The following is an 18,487-nucleotide window of genomic DNA, read 5'->3' on the forward strand; positions in this document are numbered from 1 at the left end:
CCTCAGACTTCTGACATCCGACCACTGATCTGCCGACCTCGGTCCTCCGACATCCGATCTTCGCCCAACTATGTATCTCAAGGAAATCGTCATCAATGGATTCAAGAGCTTTGCCGACCGGACCGTCGTCCGGCTCGATCCAGGCGTGACGTGTATCGTGGGCCCCAATGGTTGCGGCAAGAGCAACATCGTCGACGCCTGCCGCTGGGTGCTCGGCGAACAAAGCGCCAAGGCCCTCCGTGGCTCGAAGATGCACGACGTCATCTTCCAGGGCACGGACAAGCGCAAGCCGCTGCAATCCTGCGAAGTTTCCCTGACTTTCAGCGACTGCGAGGCCGAGTTGGGCACGAATTTCAACGAGGTAGAAATCACCCGTAAAGTCGACCGCGAAGGCGGCTCGGATTACTTCCTCAACGGCAAGCGCTGCCGCCTCAAGGACATTCATAACTTGTTCATGGATACCGGCGTAGGCCGCGCGTCCTACTCGTTTATGATGCAGGGCCAGATCGACCAGATCCTGTCCTCCAATCCGCAGGAGCGCCGCACGATTTTCGAAGAAGCCGCTGGCATCACCAAATACAAGGCCGACCGCAAGGAGTGCCTCAACAAACTGGCCCTCGTCGACCAGAATTTGGCCCGCGTCACCGACGTGATCGACGAAGTCAGCCGCAAGATTGCCAGCCTCAAGCGCCAGGCGTCCAAGGCCCTGCGTTTCCAGCGCTTCAAGCACCGCCTGACCCACCTCGACCTCTCCTACAACGCCTACCACTACGCCAAGCGCGGCGCAATCATCAGCGACTTGTCCGAGAAGGCCAACGGCCTCCGCGGCATCGTCGAGCAGGCCGAAGAAAAGCTCAAGATGGAGGAGCAATCTTTGGAACGCCGCCGCAGCGAGCGCAAGGAGATGACCACCACCCTGCAGGAGGCACAGCAGACCGTGTTTGACCTCCGCAGTGAGAAGGAAAACGCCGAGTCGCAAGCCGAATTTGCCACGATCCGCGAGCGCGACGTCGCCGAGCGCATCGAGAACCTGAAAGAGGAAGTCACCGGCCTCGAGCGCCAGATCGAAGAGCTCTCCACCAAGGCCCAAACCGCTGCCGAGAGTAAGGCCGAGGCCCAGGCACTGGTCGACTCATCCGACGAAATTTTCCGTGGCAAAAACGAGGAATTCGAGCGCATCTTGATGGAGCTCAACGGCCACGAGCGCACCCTCGGCCAGGCCAAGCAACAACTGCTCGTCCGCGAAGGCGCGATTACCCGTCTGCGCCAGCAAACGACCACGCTCGAAGTCGACCTGAAGAGTTTCCAGGTGAAGCACGCCGGCCTCGGCGACACACTTCACGAGCTGAAGGATCAGAAGGAAGTCCTCGAGCACCGCGCCGAGGAGGTCACCGCCGCGCAGGCCCGTCGCGAGCAGGAAGCCGCCGAAGCCGCGGAGGCCGTCGAAGCCGCCCGCGCCGAAACTCAGCGCCTGCGCGAAGAGTTCCGCAACCTGCAAAAAGACATTTCCGACTGCGACCGCGAAGTCGCCCGAGGCCAAGCCCAGCTCTCCACTTTGGAGGCCCTGCAACAGCGCTTCGAAGGCTTCTCCGCAGGCGCGAAGGCCATCCTGCAAGGCCAGCTTGGCGACCTCGCGCCGAAGGATAAATTCCGCCCGCTGTCGGCCGTTGTCGAAGCCGACGACGCCTACACGACCGCGCTCGAGACGCTGCTCTCCAGCTCCGCCGAGTCGATCTATTTAGACAACTACGACCTCGCCCTGCCCATCCTTCGCAAGCTCGAAGACGAGCGCGTGGGCCGCGCGGTTTTGCAGGTCGGCATCCGCACGGACATCTACGAAAACGAGTCCCTGCCCAGTTGGATCATCCCCGCCGAGAAGGTCATCAAGCCGAAGAAGACAGAGTTCAAGGACCTCGTGCACGACTTTTTCCAGGGCTGTTTCTTTGTCGATACGCTCGATGATTTTCTGGAATATTGGAAGACGAACCCGGGCTTTAACTTCCTCTTTGTCGCCACCAAAAACAACGAACTCGTGGACCACCGTGGCCTCGTTTACGGCGGCTACAACAAGAAGGGCAAGGACGACAGCTTCCTCAAGCGCGACCAGAACATTCGCAAGTTCAAGGCGCAAATCGAGATCGATAACGAGCGCCTGACGCAGCTCAACGAGCGCGCCTTGCAGCTGAATGCCGACATGGAAACGGCGGAAATGACTGTCGAAGAAAAGCGCGACCGCCAAAACGAAATTGCCAGCGAACTCTCCAGCCTCAAGGCCGACGCACGCTCCGTGCAAAGCATGCTGCAGGAGATTTCGCAGAACGTCACGCGCCAGGAGCGTCAACTCGCCGACTTAGAGGAAAGCCGCCTCACCGCCGAAGACCGCCTCAACAAGGCCCGCGAAGAAATGGCCGGCGCCGAACAGGCAATCGAAGAAGGCAAAGCCGAGATTTCCGGTGCCGAAGAAGCCATCAAGCGCCTCATGAACGAGCGCGATGCGCACAAGGACGGCCTGGCCGAAGTCCGCCTGGACCTCGCCGAAAAGAAGCAGCGCCTCGAACTTTACGAGCAGGGCTTGCGCGATGCCGAAACGCAGCGCAACGAGATCAACACTCGCATCCTGCGCCGCCGTCAGGAGATCGACAACCTGACCGAGCAGCTCGCCTCGCTCAAGGCCGACATCATGGAGAACCGCGAACGCGCGGCCGAGCTGGAGAAGACGCTCGAATCCACGTCAACGAATTTGGCCGGCCTGCGCCAGAAATCCGGCGAGCTCGAGCGCCAGATTGCGGAGTTGGAAAGCCACCTGGGCCAGGCTCGCTCTCAGCAGCGCGAGCAGGAAACCCAGCTCAACCAATACGACGTCAAGCTCGCCGAAGAGCGTTCGCAATCCAGCTTCTTGTCCGACAAGATCATGGGCGAATACGACCGCGAGATCGACGACATCGATTGGAAGCAGGAGCTCTGGCACGCCGACGAAGAATTCGAAACCAAGATCAAGCTCGACGAGCTCGATGAGGACGACGACGGCGAGCTTCGCCCCAAGGTGAAAACCGAGCGCGGCGAACCGACCGAAGAAGACCTCGCCGCCATGGACGACACCGACTGGCCCGAGATCGACAAGGAGATTAAATACCTCCGCAGCCGCATCAACAGCCTCGGCGCCGTCAATCTTGTAGCCATCGAAGAATACGCCGACGAGCGCGAGCGCTACGACTTCCTGAAGACCCAAAGCGACGACTTGTGGGGCTCGAAGGAAGAGCTGCTCAAGGCAATCGACGAGATCAACGAGACCTCGCAAAAGCTGTTCCAGGACACCTTCGAGCAGATCCGCAAAAACTTCATTTTCACGTTTACCAAGCTCTTCAACGGCGGCCAGGCCGACCTCGCCCTCGTCGAAGCCGAAGACGTGCTCGACTCCGGCATCGAGATCACCGCGCGCCCTCCGGGCACCAAGCTGCGAAGCCTATCGCTGCTCTCCGGTGGCCAGCGCACGATGACCGCCGTTGGCCTCCTGTTCGCGATCTACATGGTCAAGCCCAGCCCCTTCGCCGTGCTCGACGAGCTCGATGCACCGCTGGACGACGTGAACATCGGCCGCTTCACCGACATGGTGCAGGAGTTCGTGAAGTATTCGCAGTTCCTCATCGTCACGCACAACAAGCGCACGGTCTCCACGGCCAACGCGATCTACGGCGTCACGATGCAAGAACGCGGCGTCACGAAGCTCGTCTCCATGCGCTTCAACAAGAAGGGCGACGACCTCGTCTCCGAAGACGACGACACCCCGATCGAACTCGAATCCGCCGGCGTGGTGGGCTAAGCCAGCGCCACGCGTATTGCAGCGACAAAAACGGCTGACTCCACTCAGTGAAGCCAGCCGCGAAAAGCCATTCGCACCCCGTGCGAATCTATCAATGCAACCGGAGGTTGCCTACCAGATGCCGTGCTCGCCCTTTTTAAGGCTTTCGGCGAAGGCCACGAGGAGCTGGACGGTGTATTCGATGTCCTGCAAGTCGACGACTTCGCTCGGCGTGTGCATGTAGCGCAGCGGGATCGAAATGATCGACGCGGCCACACCTTCGCGGGCCATCTGAATTGCGCGCGCGTCGGTGGGCGTCGGGCGTGGCTCGGACTCGAGCTGGTAAGGGATGTTGTTCTTTTCGGCAACTTCCACTAGGCGCTCGAAAATGAACGGGCTGATGTTCGGGCCGCGGCCAATGATCGGGCCCCCGCCCTGAACTTGGCGGCCATGCTTGCGCGGATCGCAGTCCGGGTGGTCGGTGGCGTGGCCCACGTCCACGGCGATGCCGAGGTGCGGGTTCACCTTGTAAGCAGAAGTCGTCGCGCCGCGGGTGCCGATTTCTTCCTGCGTCGTCGAAACAGCAACCACCTTCGCGGCCAGCTTTTTCTTGGACTTGGCCAAACGGCGGACCACTTCGTTGACCACGTAGCAGCCGGACTTGTCGTCAAACGCGCGGGCGGCGCCGACGGTGCCGTGGATCAGCTCAAAGCCCATGTCGTAAACCATCGGGTCGCCAATGGCGATGCGCTCGAGCGCTTCGTCGCGGGACTTGGCGCCGATATCGATCCACATTTCGTGGAACTCGGGGACCTTCTTGCGATCCTCGGGCGACATCAGGTGGATGGCGCGCTTACCGGTGACGCCCTTTACGTCGCCGCCCTTGGCCATGATGGTGACGCGGCGGCCGGAGATCATGATCGGGTCGTGGCCGCCCAGCGGGTCAAAGTAAACAAAGCCGTTGTCGTCGACGTATTTCACCATCAGGCCCAGCTCGTCCATGTGGCCGGCGAGCATGAGGACGGGGTCGCCCTCGGAGTTGATCGTCGCGTAGCGGTTGCCGAGGGCATCCTTTTCAAAAGTCTCGGCAATGGGCTCCACGTGCTTGGCCAGCACGGCCTGCGCCTCTTGTTCGAAACCGGTCGGCGAACGTGCTTCGAGCAGGTCGACCAGGAACTCCGGCGGGGTGAACGTATCAGTTTTCTTTTTCGTGGTTTTCGCTTTTTTCTTCGCCATGTATCCAGTGCTAACCGATGCGCCCGGCGAAACCAACTGAAATCTTTTTAACAGGAAGATCGGGAGTAACGGAAAGCTGGTGGAGCGTAATTTTTATTGAACAGAAGGAAGCAAAGAGAGCAAAGGCTGAGAGGCAGCTTTTGAAAATCACGCGAAGCCCCCAAAAAACAAGTTTCTTCTCATATGAAATTCCTTTGGGTCTTCGCGTAAGAAATAAAACAGTGGAGTGGCTTTGCTCTCTTTGCTTCCTTCTGTTCAAAAAATCCACGTTGCCTCTCGGCTTCCCGCTCTTCCCGATCTTCCTGTTTAAAAAACGCGCCCCCCCGCCTGAATTTTCGCGAAAAGAATAGATTGAGCCGCGAGATTTAGGCCTCATAGTTGTTTTATGACAATTCTCCCCGCAATCGACATCAAGAACGGCCACTGCGTGCGCCTGATCCAAGGCCTGGCCGATCAGAAGACCGAGTACTACGAAAACCCGGTCGATCCCGCCAAGGAATTCTTGGCCGCTGGCTCCGAGTGGGTGCACGTCGTTGACCTCGATGGTGCCTTCACCGGTAAGCCCGCCAACATCGCTGCCGCCAAAGAAATTGCCGAGCTCGGCCTGAAGGTCGAATTCGGCGGCGGCATTCGCTCGCTGGAAAACATCCGCGAAGTCCTCGACGCCGGTATCTCCCGCGTGGTCGTGGGCACCCGCGCCTGCGAAAGCCTCGACTTCGTGAAGGATATGGCTCGCGAGTTTGGTGACAAAGTTGCCGTGGGCATCGACGCCCGCGAAGGCAAGGTAGCTGTGCACGGCTGGGTCGACGTGACCGATATGCCCGCGATCAAGCTCGCGCAGGAAGTCGCCGCCGCTGGCATTCAGCACATCATCTACACCGACATCGCCACCGATGGCATGATGACCGGCCCGAACTTCGAAGGCATGAAGGAAATGTGGTCCGCCGTGGACTGCAATGTCATCGCCTCCGGCGGCGTTTCGGACATCCACGACGTGATCCACTACGCGGACCTCGCGCCGCGCTTCCCGAACTTCTCGGGCGTCATCATCGGCAAGGCGATCTACGAAAAGGCCATCGACCTGAAGGCCGCGCTCGACATCGCCAGCGCGATCAAGGCGTAGCGCCGTTCCAGATTCTATAAAGACAAACGCCGCCTCAATTGGGCGGCGTTTTTTGTCTTCTGGGTTTGAAATGCCAGTGGCTTACAACCCGCTCACCAGCATATCCTGCGGGTATTGGATCGTGTAGCTGAGTGGGGTTTTCAAATCCTGGCCGGGCTTCAGCGAGAACTTCCACTCCAGGCGCTTTTGGTCATCAATGGTGGCGATGGCACCGCGCTTGCCGACCTCGGGCACCAGCAGCTCGACTTCGATGTCTTCGTTGGACGCCATCGGGAGCTGGTCCCAGAGCGAGAGCTGGATCGGCTGTTGGCGCTGGTTTTTGATGACAAATTCGTAGCTGGTCACCATGCGTTTGGTCTTGTTGAAAATGCCCTCGGTCGAGTCCTTGCCTTGAAGCTTGTTGCGCTCGACAGTCACGGCGGGATCGACGCCCAGGTAGACCCAGAACTTCTCGCCCGGAGCGACGAGATCGAGGTCGGCCTTGCCCACGAAGTTGCCGTCGATGAAGATGCTACCCTGCCCCGGCAAGAGCTGCGCATTGGTGGCGTTGGCGATCTCGGCCTTCAGGTAAGTGTAGGGCGAGAGCTTCGGCACAGCGGTGTGGCGGTAGTCGGCGGCGGAGTTAAACTGCAGAATCGTGCACACGACCCGCTCGGCGGAAGTCGCGACCGTGACCTTCGCCGGCACGTCGAATTTCGTGGCGATGAGGCCCTGTTGGATCACTGCCTTGGAGACTTCCATACCACCGAATTTTGTGAAATCTTTGGTGCCCAAGAAATCAACTTCCCCACTAATGGCTTTCTTTCCTTCAATATAATAATCGGCCTCATCGGCGGCCAATGCATAGCCGCGAGCTCTACTTTCCTGGGGCGCCGGCGCCGAGACAGGCATCGGCTTGACCTCGGCAATCCACCATGGGCGCAGTTCCGGCTCACGACCGTCGATATGCGGCTGCGCGGTGGAGAGGCTCAGTGCGACATCGGTCCAATCTTCGCCCGTGCTTTGGCGGACGTTGGCGCGGTAAACAATCTCCACGTTGCCGCCTTGGGAATCGGCCCGGACTTGATACGTGGGCGACCAACTGGCACCCGGCGTCTGGTACGTGAGCTGCAAGTCAGCGGGACCGCTTTGGCGGGCCTCAACCACCGCTACGACATCCGTGCGTGAACGCTGTTGCGTGGCGCGGACCTTCTGGATTTGCTGCTCCAGCTCGCGGATATTCGCATCGAGCTCCTTGCGCTGCACTTCGAGCTCCAAGCCCTGTTGGTCAAGTGCCGCCGAGCGCTTGGACTGCATTTCGAGCAGCCCTGCCCATTGCTCCGGATCGGTGGCCACGGCGGCGCCATCGGTCGGCGTGGTGACGCCTTTCCAGATTGACTGCAGCGCCTTAATTTCCTGCTCGATGCGCGCCGTGGCCAGCTCGTTGCGGCGGCGGTCGAGCTTCAGCGCGTTGAGTTGCTTAAAGAGCGCGCGCGACTGCTCGTTGGCCACTTCCTCTAGGTAGGTCGTGACGAGGCGGATGTCCTGCAACACGAGCGGCCCGTCGCACTGCAATTGCAGCGACTGGCGGTCGGTGTTGGCAGGCAGCCCTTCGAAGCGAATGTGATGCGTGCCCGCTTCCAGATCGAGCGTTGCCTCGCGGGTGACTTCCGCGCGATCGCCAAAAACCGTGACACCGGCAATGGTTCCGTTGGCGGTTTTATCCGCCGCGTTGAGGGACAGTGTCCCGGCCAGAAATAGACAGAATAATGCTTTCATGCTGCCTTGGAACACCCGCCCCAAGGCATTGTTCAAAACCTGACAAAAACCTTACAAACGATACAAATCCGTGAAAATTGGCGGCGCTACATCCACTCCGTCGGGTAGAGTTTGCTGGCTTCCGGCGGCTGGTTTTCCGCGTAGTAAACCGCCATGCGCAGGTAGGCAATGGCGTCGTGCTGCAGCTCCTTGCCCTTCTTCTGCATCTCGGACAGCAGCGACTCCGGTGCCCGCCCCTCAAGGTGGTAGATCTGTGTCACGCCGATGTCGAGCAACCCACGCGCGATATCAATCTTCATTTGCGGAATGCGCATGAACGGCGATTGCAGCGCCTCGTAGTCTTTCTTTTTGTCGCGTCGTGGTTGGGCCATGGCGGGGAACTTGACCGTCGTTCCCCGATCAGTCAAGCCGCCCCAATCAGATACTGCGAAAAGCGTGTTATAACACCCCGCGCTAAGGTCCGACCGGCCCAGTGTAGCTAACGGCCGATGAGTCATCGATCCTGACCGCAAATGGTCCGCCCAGGACATTCAGCGCCGCGCCATTGCGGATGACTGAAAGCGGTTCCGTGCCACTGTTATAGAGCTTCACATACCGCTCGGGAGTCACGGCGTCGCCAGCGACCTCCGTGATCGTCGCACCTTCGACATCAAAAAAGACCGCATTCGATGCTGGAACCTCAAGCGTAAACTCATCTTCCGACACACCAAGCAGCACGAGTTGGATCGTTTCCAAATCACTACTGTAATCCTGGAGAAATTGACGGTATGGGCTCACGAAATCATAATACTCACGGGTGCGCGGAAAATACTCGCGCGTCAATTGTCGCACATAAAAGCCCTCGGTCTCAATTGGCCGGCTAAGCGCCACCTCATAGGCGGCGGTGGAATCTTTATCCAGCTCAGGCTTGCGAACCGGCTCGTCTGTAAAAATCGCCGACCAGTAGCGTAAGTCGGGGCTCCACAGGAGGTATTCATCGACGTAGATGGATTCAATTTCACGATAAAACTGAAAGGTAAACGCGTCGCCTTCCATACGCATCTTCGGCTCAAAGCCGACATAAGACTTAGCTGGATCACCGCGAGTAATCCATACTTGGAGATTCGCCACCGTGTCCCCAGTGTCGTCTGCCGCCAAATCTACATCGGGCACAAAGACATCAACGTAAAAAGTATAGATGCCCCATTCGTTCTTTACCGGAAATTCCTCGATATAAGCCGACTCGATCGCGCGCGACAACGTAGGCCGACTCTCGCCATCGTAGGATTGCCAGCCCATAAAGGCATCGTTCGTGGGCAGCTCCAAATCGTTTAGCGTAAGCGCATAGCGCAGGTCAGCCGGAGTTCCCTGAAAAGGCCCCGCGCGCACATAGGTCCAGCCGTCGACCACTGTAATCGTTAGATCGGCAAGATTATCGTCCTCGCGTATAATATACTGCAAATTTGCGGCGTCCCCCTCAGCCGTCTCTTGATAAACTTCCGCGCCATAGCCCGCCGGCAAAATTTCTTCGAAGGCGCAGGCTGTCCAGGACGTTCCCGGCTCATTGAGCGATATGCTAACACGTGGCGGTCTATAAAAGTAAAATGGCGCTAGCAGCACGCCTTCGTAAACACTGGTATCGCCACCATTATAGCCTCCATCATAATGTCCGCCATCGGCCCAGACAATTTTTCCGGCCGAGGTGACCGCATTGATCGAGATCGGGTAGCCGCCGTCATCCGGCCACAATTCCCTCTGTCTCCAGGCTGAGGCAAAGGCCTCCAGCTCAACTTCAGAAATGTAAGCATTTTCGTCGAGATCCGCCGGGTGATAATACGAGCCGCCACCGCCGCCACCCGGAGATGGGATTGACTGGCTGGGATTCGTGCCCGGTTCGTCCACGATAATAATTCCTCCCGGACTAACAACCACGCTACCCTGACCATAGGTCAACATGGGCAAAGCCAAACAAGCAAACAAACATACGAGCGAACGAGGAAACATTTAATGTGATAAAGAACCGCATCAATTCACCACACAAGGCCAAACTGCGACATTTGCAAAAGTGTCACTGTGCTAAAGTTGATAAAACATGGGCAGCCACTAGGCGCGGCTAAAAATCAGTCTCCGGTGGGTCTGGAAAGACAAAGACCGGAGGCGTTTCGATGAAATATGCGCCATCGATACTGCAGTTTGCCTTCCCCGCGTGATTTTCCACCACCATTGCATTGTCGACCCGCCGGACCTCCAGCGGCGATCCCCCCGAATTACCAATTCGCAACTTCTTGCCTGAATTGACAGGGTAACTGTCTCCCGATGGATTGACGATCACTTCGTCGATACCTGAATGGCGTAGATCAAACACCGCGTTTTCATGGCCCGGGACGCTCAAGCTGAAGGCAGTCTGAGAATGACTCAAAACGATTTCGCGAGAGCCCTCGCTATCGCCACCATTAGAGCGATAAGGGATAAGGGTTAACGTCCCGGGTGTGATTAACGGCCTCGCTTCCCGGTAGAAATCATCTCGATAAAGCAGGCAGAAGAAATTCTCCGGATAGCTCTCGCCCGGAATGATCGCTTCCTGGGCCAATGCGCCGCCGACATCGAGGTCCGGTCGGCGGTTGATGATTGGATCCGTCACTTTGCGCCAAACCTTGAGATCGCTGCTGCAAAGGATCAGTCGCGGCGCATAAAACGACTCCACTGTTTCATAGAAGCGATAGCGAATCTTCTCGGCCCCATCCTCAGTGAATCGCTCAAAGGTCGGGCGCAGCTTTTCTACGCGCGTCGCGGGATCGCCAGTCATCAGCCAAGTCGCGAAGTTGGACACCCCGTCGCCATTGTCGTCGCCGGAAAAGTCAACATTGGGTATCTCCACATCGGCATTGCTGATGTTCACGCCGTAGTCATTAAACTGTGGGTAGAAGAATTCAAACGCAGGCTCGATGGCGCGCGCCAGCGTCGGCCGGCTCGTCCCGTCGTAGGATTGAACACCGGAGAAGTCCTCGTTGAGCGGCAACGTCTCGCCAGCGGATTTCAGCGCGTAGCGGTAGTCCAAGTCGTATTCGCTACTTTGAAACGGCCCCCAACGCACGATGCAGCGCCCGCCCTGCTCGGTGATCACCAGCGCGCCCAAATTGTCGTCCTCACGCTCGATATCCATTGTTGGCCAGCGAGTGCCATTTTTCTCCCAAATTTCGAGGTAGGTTTCGGCAGTCCAGCCGTCGGGCAGAATTTCCTCGATGGCCCCGGCAGTCCAGGATTTCTCGGGCTGATTGAGAGCCACGGTCACTCTGGCTGGCTTGTAAATGTGGTATTGCGTCGACAAAGTAGAGTTACCGCCCGGAGACACCAAGAATGTATCATTGGTCCCTTCTGTAAAGCTACCGCTCTCGCTGGAATAAAAGTAATAGCCATCGAACTTCCACTGGAAATAGGCCGCCTGCGTCAGCGAATCGATGGGGATCTCTTGATCGTCGTGCGCCGACCAGGTTTCTCCGTAGCGCCAGGATTGACCGTAAGCGTTTAACTCTTCGGTTGAAATCTGGTGGTCCTGATCGGTATCTGCGGGGTGATAGACATAGAAGTCCGCGAGGTATTGCTCGTAGGCGGCCTCGGTTTCGCCAGTCAGCTCATAAAACTCCTCCCAGGTCATAGGTATGTCCTCCCCCTGAACCAAACAGGTGGCAAACATCACAAACAAGCTGGCAATCGTATTTCTCAGCACCATTCAAATGTGATACACACCAACAAGCCTCACAACACCAAACTGCGCCATTTGCAAAAGTGTCACTGTGCCATGTCGCACTTTAGGTGTGACAGGTGTGACACAGTGCGCCACCTAGCGCGGGCGCCTAGTGGGACATTAGCGAGTTCCGTTTTTATATTTCGCTCATCAACAACACTTTGTGAACTATCCACATTCAAGGCACGGCGCTTGCATAAAAGTCGGCATGAGTAAAATTTTAGGCATCGACTTAGGCACGACTAATTCCTGCATGGCCGTCATGGAAGGCGGGGAACCTGTCGTGATCCCAAATAGCGAAGGCGCACGCACTACGCCGTCCGTAGTTGCATTTGCAAAGAACGGCGAGCGCCTCGTTGGCCAGGCCGCTAAGCGCCAGGCCATCACCAATCCAAACAACACCATTTTCTCGGCTAAGCGCCTCATCGGTCGCAAGTTCTCGGAAATCGCTGAAGAAGCCAAGCATCTTCCTTACAAGGTGGTTGAAGGCAAGAACGGCGACGCCCAGATCGAAGTAACCGTGAGCGGCGAATCCAAGCAATACACGCCCGAGGAAATTTCCGCGATGATTCTCGGCAAGCTTAAGGCAGACGCCGAAGCTTACCTCGGTGAGACCATCACCCAGGCCGTGATCACCGTGCCCGCATACTTTAACAACCCAGAGCGCCAAGCCACCAAGGACGCTGGCAAGATTGCCGGCCTCGAAGTGCTCCGCGTCATCAACGAACCGACCGCAGCTGCCCTCGCCTATGGCTTGGACAAGAAGGCGGACGAAACCATCGCCGTGTATGACCTCGGTGGTGGCACGTTCGACATCTCCATTCTGGAAATCGCTGACAGCGTCTTCGAAGTGAAGGCCACCAACGGCGACACCCACCTCGGTGGTGACAACTGGGACAGCGCGCTCATCAACTGGCTCGCTGGCGAGTTCAAGACTCAGAACGACAGCAGCGTCGACCTCCTCGCCGACCCGATGGCCAAGCAGCGCCTGAAGGAAGAAGCCGAGAAGGCCAAGATTGCCCTGTCCTCCAGCCAGTCGACCGACATTAACCTGCCGTTCATCACCGCAGACGACACCGGCCCGAAGCACCTCAACGTGACCCTCAGCCGCTCCAAGCTCGAGCAGCTGACTGACGACCTTGCCCAGCGCACGATCATCCCGTTCAAGAAGTGCCTCGAAGACGCCGATATCTCCATGAGCGAAGTCAACGACCTCGTCTTGGTGGGTGGTATGACCCGCATGCCCAAGATCATCGAGATCGCCAAGGGCCTCGCTGGCAAGGAGCCGCACAAGGGCGTTAACCCGGACGAAGTGGTCGCAATCGGCGCTTCTATCCAGGGCGGCGTGCTTCAGGGCGACGTCAAGGACGTGCTCCTGCTCGACGTGACCCCGCTGACCCTCGCGATTGAAACCGCAGGCGGCGTCGCCACGCCGATGATCGAGCGCAACACCACCATTCCGACCAAGAAGTCTCAGGTCTTCTCCACCTACTCTGACAACCAGAACGCGGTGGACATCAAGATCCTGCAGGGCGAACGCTCGATGGCGAACGACAACAAGCTTTTGGGCAACTTCCGCCTCGATGGCATCCCCCCCGCCCCCCGTGGCGTGCCGCAGATCGAAGTCACTTTCGACATCGACTCCAACGGCATCCTCCACGTGAGCGCTAAGGACAAGGCCACGAACAAGGAGCAAAAGGTATCCATCACGGGTGGCACCGGTCTCTCCGAGGAAGAAGTCGAAAAGGCCAAGGCCGACGCCGAAGCCCACGCCGAAGAAGATAAGAAGCGCAAGGCTGGCGTGGAAGCACGCAACCAGCTCGACGGCCTCGTCTTCCAGTGCGAAAAGCAACTTGGCGAGCTGGGCGACAAGCTCCCCGCCGACAAGAAGGGCCCGATCGAAGCCGCGCTGGCCGACGGTAAGAAGGTTCTGGAAAACCAGGAAGCTTCCGGCGACGAGCTTAAGGCCGCCCACGACAAGCTTCAGGAAGCCTTCGCCGCTGCCGCTCAGGAGATGTATGCGAATATGTCCCCGGAAGATCAGGCCACTGCACAGCAAGCCGCAGCTGAAGCTGCCGGAGCCGCTGGTGGCGCTGGCGCCCCCCCTCCCCAGGGTGGAGCAAGCAGCGATGACGACGACGTAGTCGACGCCGACTTCGAAGTGGTCGACGACAAGAAGTAAGCTTCGCAAAACTTTCATTGGAGCCCGATCCGTTCGGGCTCCGATTTCCCCTTTCAACATCCATTCAGCACTCCGCAATCCACATTCTGCACTCCAATGGCTCTTAACCACCTTGTCTTTACCGATCACGGAACCTTCCGGGTAAAGGCCGACAAGATGACCGCCAGCGAAATGCTCTCTCTCTATTCCGAGGGCAAGCTCGTTGCTTCTTTTAATAAAGATCGCGTCATCGGTGTGGGGCTGGAGCGAGCCATGCCGGATTACCTGGGAGCCAAGCTCAACGTTGTTGGCGAACAACAGCACGAAGCACCCCCTCCCCCCCCGGCCGATGCGCCTGCCGCTCCGGCAGCCGCAGCTAGCGAAGGCGACGATATGGACGATTACCTTCCGAAAAAATCACAGTAATAATCCCATACTAAAAATACTATGGCAACCGCAACCAAAGTGAAAATCAAGCCGCTCGGCGACCGCGTACTCATCCAGGCCGTTGAGCTGGACGAACAAGTCAAGGGTGGCATCATCATCCCTGATTCCGCCAAGGAAAAGCCGCAAGAAGCCAAGGTTATCGCCCTGGGCACCGGCGCTAAGGACGAAAACGGCAAGGCCCAGCCCTTCAACGTGAAGGTTGGCGACATCGTGATCGTTTCCAAATACGGCGGCACCGAGGTTAAGTTCGAAGACGAGACCTACACGCTCGTTCGCGAAGACGACATCCTCGGTGTTGTTGAAGGCTAATTGCTCTGCATTGCAAAGCAACTTTGCCACACAAAGCACAGAAATTCTTAAAACATAAAACGTAAAACTTAGAACCAAAAATGGCTAAGCAACTCAAATTCGACGAAAGCGCACGCAAAGCTATCCTTGCCGGCGTTCAAAAGCTCGCCGACGCTGTCAGCGTCACCCTCGGACCGAAAGGCCGCAATGTACTGATCGACAAGAAGTTCGGTTCCCCGACTGTCACCAAGGACGGTGTCTCTGTCGCCAAGGAAATCGAACTCAGCGACCCCTATGAAAACATGGGCGCTCAGATGGTTCGCGAAGTGGCTTCCAAGACCAGCGACAACGCTGGTGACGGCACCACCACCGCAACCGTTCTTGCTCACGCCATCTACAAGGAAGGCCTCCGCAACGTAGCCGCTGGCGCCAACCCGATCTTCCTGAAGCGTGGTATCGACAAGGCTGTTACCGCCGCTGTCGCCAAGCTCGCCAAGGACAGCAAGAAGGTTTCCGACCGCGAAGAAGTGAAGCAGGTCGCCACCGTTTCCGCTAACTGGGACACCGAAATCGGCGAAATCATCGCTGACGCCATGGACAAGGTTGGCAAGGACGGCACCATCACCGTTGAAGAAGCCAAGGGCATCGAAACCACCCTCGACGTGGTCGAAGGTATGCAGTTCGACAAGGGCTACCTGTCCCCTTACTTCACCACCAACGCTGAAACGATGGAAGCCATCCTCGAGGACGCTTACATCCTGATCAACGAAAAGAAGATCAGCAGCCTCAACGACCTCCTCCCGATCCTGCAGAAGGTTGCCAAGACCGGCAAGCCGTTCTTCATCATCGCTGAAGACGTCGAAGGCGAAGCCCTCGCAGCTCTTGTGGTTAACAAGCTCCGTGGCACGCTCAACGTTTGCGCCGTTAAGGCTCCTGGCTTCGGCGACCGCCGCAAGGCCATGCTCGAAGACATCGCCATCCTCACCGGTGGCCGTTGCATCACCGAAGACCTCGGCATCAAGCTCGACAGCCTCGAACTCGCCGACCTCGGCCAGGCTAAGCGCATCTCCGTGGACAAGGAAAACACCACCCTCGTTGAAGGTGCTGGTAAGGCTTCCGACATCCAGGGCCGCGTAAAGCAGATCCGCCGTCAGATCGAAGAAACCTCTTCGGACTACGACCGCGAAAAGCTGCAAGAGCGCCTCGCCAAGCTCGCTGGTGGCGTTGCCGTCATCAACGTTGGTGCCGCAACCGAGCCGGAAATGAAGGAAAAGAAGGCTCGCGTGGAAGACGCCCTGCATGCAACCCGCGCTGCTGTCGAAGAAGGCATCTCCGCTGGTGGTTCCAAGGCTCTCCTCAACACCGCCAAGGAAATCGAAAAGGCTGCTGAAGGCCTCGAAGGTGACGAGCAAATCGGTGCTTACATCGTTCGCCGCGCAATCGAAGCTCCCCTCCGCAAGCTGTGCTCCAACGCCGGCGTCGAAGGCAGCCTCGTTGTTCAGGAAGTCATCAAGTCCAACAAGTCCACGGGTTACAACGTCGCTACTGGCGTTTACGAAGACCTGATCAAGGCTGGTGTTGTTGACCCGACCAAGGTGACCCGTTCTGCTCTGCAGCACGCCGCATCCGTCTCTGGTCTGCTCCTCACCACCGAGTGCATGATCACCGACGAGCCCGAAGAAAAGGGCGCAGCTCCCGCAGCCCCAGACATGGGCGGCATGGGCGGTATGGGCGGCATGGGCGGCATGATGTAAGCAACGTCCCGTTGCATCGCATCATTCCTACCAAACGCAAAACGCAACTCTTTCAAAGCCCTCGGCATTACGCCGGGGGCTTTTTATTTCGTTGCTTCTCACTTACGCCGACACACACCAGCCACAATCTTGCCTCAAAATATTATGCAATGCGATATCCACCGGTACGGCGGGACGCAGCCTATTTGTGGCGACCGTGGCGGATGATGTCCCAGATGATCCAGCCGCCGAAGAGGATGCCAATCTTGAAACCAAATGCCGCGAGCAGCAGCACTACGTTAGTGCTGTAGAGTTCGCTCAAAGTCGCGTCTTTCGGGGCCATCGAGCCCACCACGATTGCGGACGAAAGAATAATCGCCGCCGTGATGATCGCCATCGTCAGGCGGTTGACGCCCATATCGAAGACATCGCCCACATCGGTGAGGCCTTCGTGCTTCATCGTCACCTTGATCTCACCGTCTTCCAGATGGCGGAAAAATCGCTGAATATCGCCAGGCAACTCACGCAGCTTGTGCATGTGCCCCTGCATATTCCACCACATGCGCGCGGCCACACTGGTCGGATTCCAACGCTCCCACTCAAGCTTGTGGAGGAAGGGTTTGCCGACTTCGCGAATGTCGAACTTCGGGTCCAGCGTCTGCCCGACTTCTTCAATGGAAATGATTGCCTTGGCCAACAACGAATAGTCGCGCGCCAAGTGAATCCCGTTCGAGCCAAAGACAAACAGCAGGTCGATGACGATCTTGCCGATGGCTTCATTTTGATCGAACTTCGAGCGATACTGCCGCAGCACAAAGCCGACTTCCTGCTCCAACTTCGTCCGGTCAATGCGCGTCTTGCCTTGCGCCATGATCATGGCTACGCGGCAGACTTTTTCCGGATCGTTCTTGGCAATGGCGCTAAACAAGTCCGCGAGGAAATAGCGCATGTCGCGGGTCAGTTGCCCCGCCAGGCCCCAGTCGATGAAGCACAGGCGGCCATCGTCGGTGATCAATAAATTGCCGCCATGCGGGTCCGCATGGAAATACCCGCTAATGACAATTTGCTGGAAGACGCTTTTGCCGCCAGCGCGTGCCAACTTCACGCGGATATCTTCCGGGATCTCGGGGTCCCAGGGCGGACGCCCCTCGACCCACTCAAACACGGTAACGCGCTCGTAGGTGAACTGATCATAAACCTTGGGCGCGAAGACATCCTCGTAGGGATTCAGTGCCGAAAAAAGCGCGGCATTGTTGGCCTCGATGGTGAAGTCCAGCTCCTGCAAAATGCCTTTGCCGGTCGACTCTACAATCGACGGCAAGTCGTAGGGGCGCAGTTCTTCCACCCGATCATGCAGCAGCTTCACCAACCAGCTGATGATCTCGATGTCGGCCTTAATCGCCTTCTTAATGTTGGGCCGCTGAATCTTCACGGCCACCCATTCATCTGTGTCCTTGATCCGCGCCTTGTAAACCTGGCCAATCGACCCGCAGGCGACGGGCGTCGTATTAAAATCGTCGAAATATTCTGTGTATTGACCGCACCCGAGCTCCGCACAAAGCATGGGCTCGATCTGATCAAAAGGAATGGGCTTAACCTGGCTGCGCAGGTTTTTAAACTCGGTGATCATGCCCTCCGGCAAGACATCCGGACGCGTGCTCATCACCTGACCAAACTTCACAAAAGTCGGGCCCAGATCTTCGAGCACGAGGCGCAGGCGCTGCCATACGTTGAGGTTCGGATCCGTGGGCGGAACAATCTTTTCCACCCAGCCTTTGGGGATCCGCACGACGTCTAACAAGTCGCCAAAGCCATGCCGCATCAGCACCGTGACGATCTCTCGTCCACGCGTCGCGTTGCTGATAAAGTCTAGAGTCTTGAGGGCGCTGGCCAAAGTTTACTCGCCGGATTTATCTGCAGCTTCCAGCGCGGCGATGCGCGCCTCCAGCTTGGCGATGTCCGACTGGGTCGCAACCTTGCCCTTGTGGAGCATTTCCTCGAACCACTTCTCCATTTCGGTCCGCGCCTTTTCGTACTCAGCGCGACCTTCCGCCACGATTTTATCCGCAGCTTCCTTGGCTTCGCCTGTGGAGATTTTTCCCTTCTCCACTAAGCCGCTCAGTGCCTGCTCGGCGCTTTCCTTGGTGACTACCGCGGCTCCAACCCCGGCCAGCATACTCTTTTTAATAAGATCGATCATGGCACCCACATTGAAAGC

The 18,487-nt window shown here is 57.8% G+C and carries 14 protein-coding genes; 7 read left to right on the forward strand and 7 right to left on the reverse strand.

The features are described 5' to 3' along the window. Window positions 1-70 precede the first annotated feature (70 nt). Window positions 71-3,820 carry a chromosome segregation protein SMC gene (gene smc, locus RBB62_RS13250; RefSeq protein ID WP_309399402.1) on the forward strand — a complete coding sequence of 1,250 codons (3,750 nt, stop codon included), beginning with the start codon at window positions 71-73 and terminating at the stop codon, window positions 3,818-3,820. Window positions 3,821-3,931: 111 nt separating this feature from the next. On the opposite strand, the gene RBB62_RS13255 is transcribed toward smc, so the two are convergent. Continuing rightward, a complete protein-coding gene (locus RBB62_RS13255; RefSeq protein WP_309399403.1) occupies window positions 3,932-5,035 on the reverse strand; it encodes a M20/M25/M40 family metallo-hydrolase in 1,104 nt (367 codons plus the stop codon). Window positions 5,036-5,052: 17 nt separating this feature from the next. On the opposite strand from RBB62_RS13255, the gene RBB62_RS13260 reads away from it, so the two are divergent. Both RBB62_RS13260 and hisA read left to right on the forward strand, forming a co-directional pair. Beyond that, window positions 5,053-5,385: a hypothetical protein gene (locus RBB62_RS13260; protein WP_309399405.1), complete on the forward strand. Its 333-nt coding sequence runs from the start codon at window positions 5,053-5,055 to the stop codon at window positions 5,383-5,385. 35 nt (window positions 5,386-5,420) lie between these two features. After that, complete coding sequence (hisA, locus tag RBB62_RS13265) at window positions 5,421-6,158, forward strand: 1-(5-phosphoribosyl)-5-[(5-phosphoribosylamino)methylideneamino]imidazole-4-carboxamide isomerase (protein WP_309399406.1); 738 nt, start codon at window positions 5,421-5,423, stop codon at window positions 6,156-6,158. Window positions 6,159-6,239: 81 nt separating this feature from the next. Here the strand turns inward: hisA and RBB62_RS13270 are convergent, their stop codons facing one another. The 4 genes from RBB62_RS13270 to RBB62_RS13285 all read right to left on the reverse strand — a co-directional run bounded on the left by RBB62_RS13270 (window position 6,240) and on the right by RBB62_RS13285 (window position 11,625). Next, window positions 6,240-7,916 (reverse strand): mucoidy inhibitor MuiA family protein, encoded by a 1,677-nt coding sequence (locus tag RBB62_RS13270; RefSeq protein ID WP_309399408.1) that lies wholly within the window; start codon window positions 7,914-7,916, stop codon window positions 6,240-6,242. A gap of 86 nt (window positions 7,917-8,002) precedes the next feature. After that, on the reverse strand, window positions 8,003-8,287 hold the full coding sequence (locus RBB62_RS13275; RefSeq protein ID WP_309399409.1) for a hypothetical protein: 285 nt from the start codon (window positions 8,285-8,287) through the stop codon (window positions 8,003-8,005). Window positions 8,288-8,369: 82 nt separating this feature from the next. Beyond that, on the reverse strand, window positions 8,370-9,851 hold the full coding sequence (locus tag RBB62_RS13280) for a hypothetical protein (RefSeq protein WP_309399410.1): 1,482 nt from the start codon (window positions 9,849-9,851) through the stop codon (window positions 8,370-8,372). A 157-nt stretch (window positions 9,852-10,008) separates the two neighbouring features. Further along, entirely contained in the window at window positions 10,009-11,625 is a 1,617-nt protein-coding gene (locus RBB62_RS13285; RefSeq protein ID WP_309399411.1) for a hypothetical protein, read from the reverse strand. A 223-nt stretch (window positions 11,626-11,848) separates the two neighbouring features. Here RBB62_RS13285 and dnaK point away from each other — a divergent pair, with 223 nt between their 5' ends. The 4 genes from dnaK (at window position 11,849) to groL (ending at window position 16,290) form a co-directional block, all read left to right on the forward strand. Further along, window positions 11,849-13,822: a molecular chaperone DnaK gene (gene dnaK / locus RBB62_RS13290; RefSeq protein WP_309399412.1), complete on the forward strand. Its 1,974-nt coding sequence runs from the start codon at window positions 11,849-11,851 to the stop codon at window positions 13,820-13,822. Window positions 13,823-13,918: 96 nt separating this feature from the next. After that, the gene (locus RBB62_RS13295; protein ID WP_309399413.1) at window positions 13,919-14,227 is read left to right on the forward strand and encodes a hypothetical protein; all 309 of its coding nucleotides are present in this window, start codon (window positions 13,919-13,921) and stop codon (window positions 14,225-14,227) included. Window positions 14,228-14,248: 21 nt separating this feature from the next. Then, window positions 14,249-14,557, forward strand: coding sequence for a co-chaperone GroES (locus RBB62_RS13300; protein WP_343219092.1), 309 nt, complete (start codon window positions 14,249-14,251; stop codon window positions 14,555-14,557). A gap of 80 nt (window positions 14,558-14,637) precedes the next feature. Further along, window positions 14,638-16,290 carry a chaperonin GroEL gene (gene groL / locus RBB62_RS13305; RefSeq protein WP_309399415.1) on the forward strand — a complete coding sequence of 551 codons (1,653 nt, stop codon included), beginning with the start codon at window positions 14,638-14,640 and terminating at the stop codon, window positions 16,288-16,290. A 181-nt stretch (window positions 16,291-16,471) separates the two neighbouring features. Here the strand turns inward: groL and RBB62_RS13310 are convergent, their stop codons facing one another. Next, a complete protein-coding gene (locus RBB62_RS13310; RefSeq protein WP_309399416.1) occupies window positions 16,472-18,163 on the reverse strand; it encodes an ABC1 kinase family protein in 1,692 nt (563 codons plus the stop codon). A 3-nt stretch (window positions 18,164-18,166) separates the two neighbouring features. Then, entirely contained in the window at window positions 18,167-18,469 is a 303-nt protein-coding gene (locus RBB62_RS13315) for a phasin family protein (RefSeq protein WP_309399417.1), read from the reverse strand. Window positions 18,470-18,487: the final 18 nt, after the last annotated feature.

Source organism: Cerasicoccus maritimus (assembly GCA_031296935.1).
Lineage (GTDB): Bacteria > Verrucomicrobiota > Verrucomicrobiia > Opitutales > Cerasicoccaceae > Cerasicoccus > Cerasicoccus maritimus.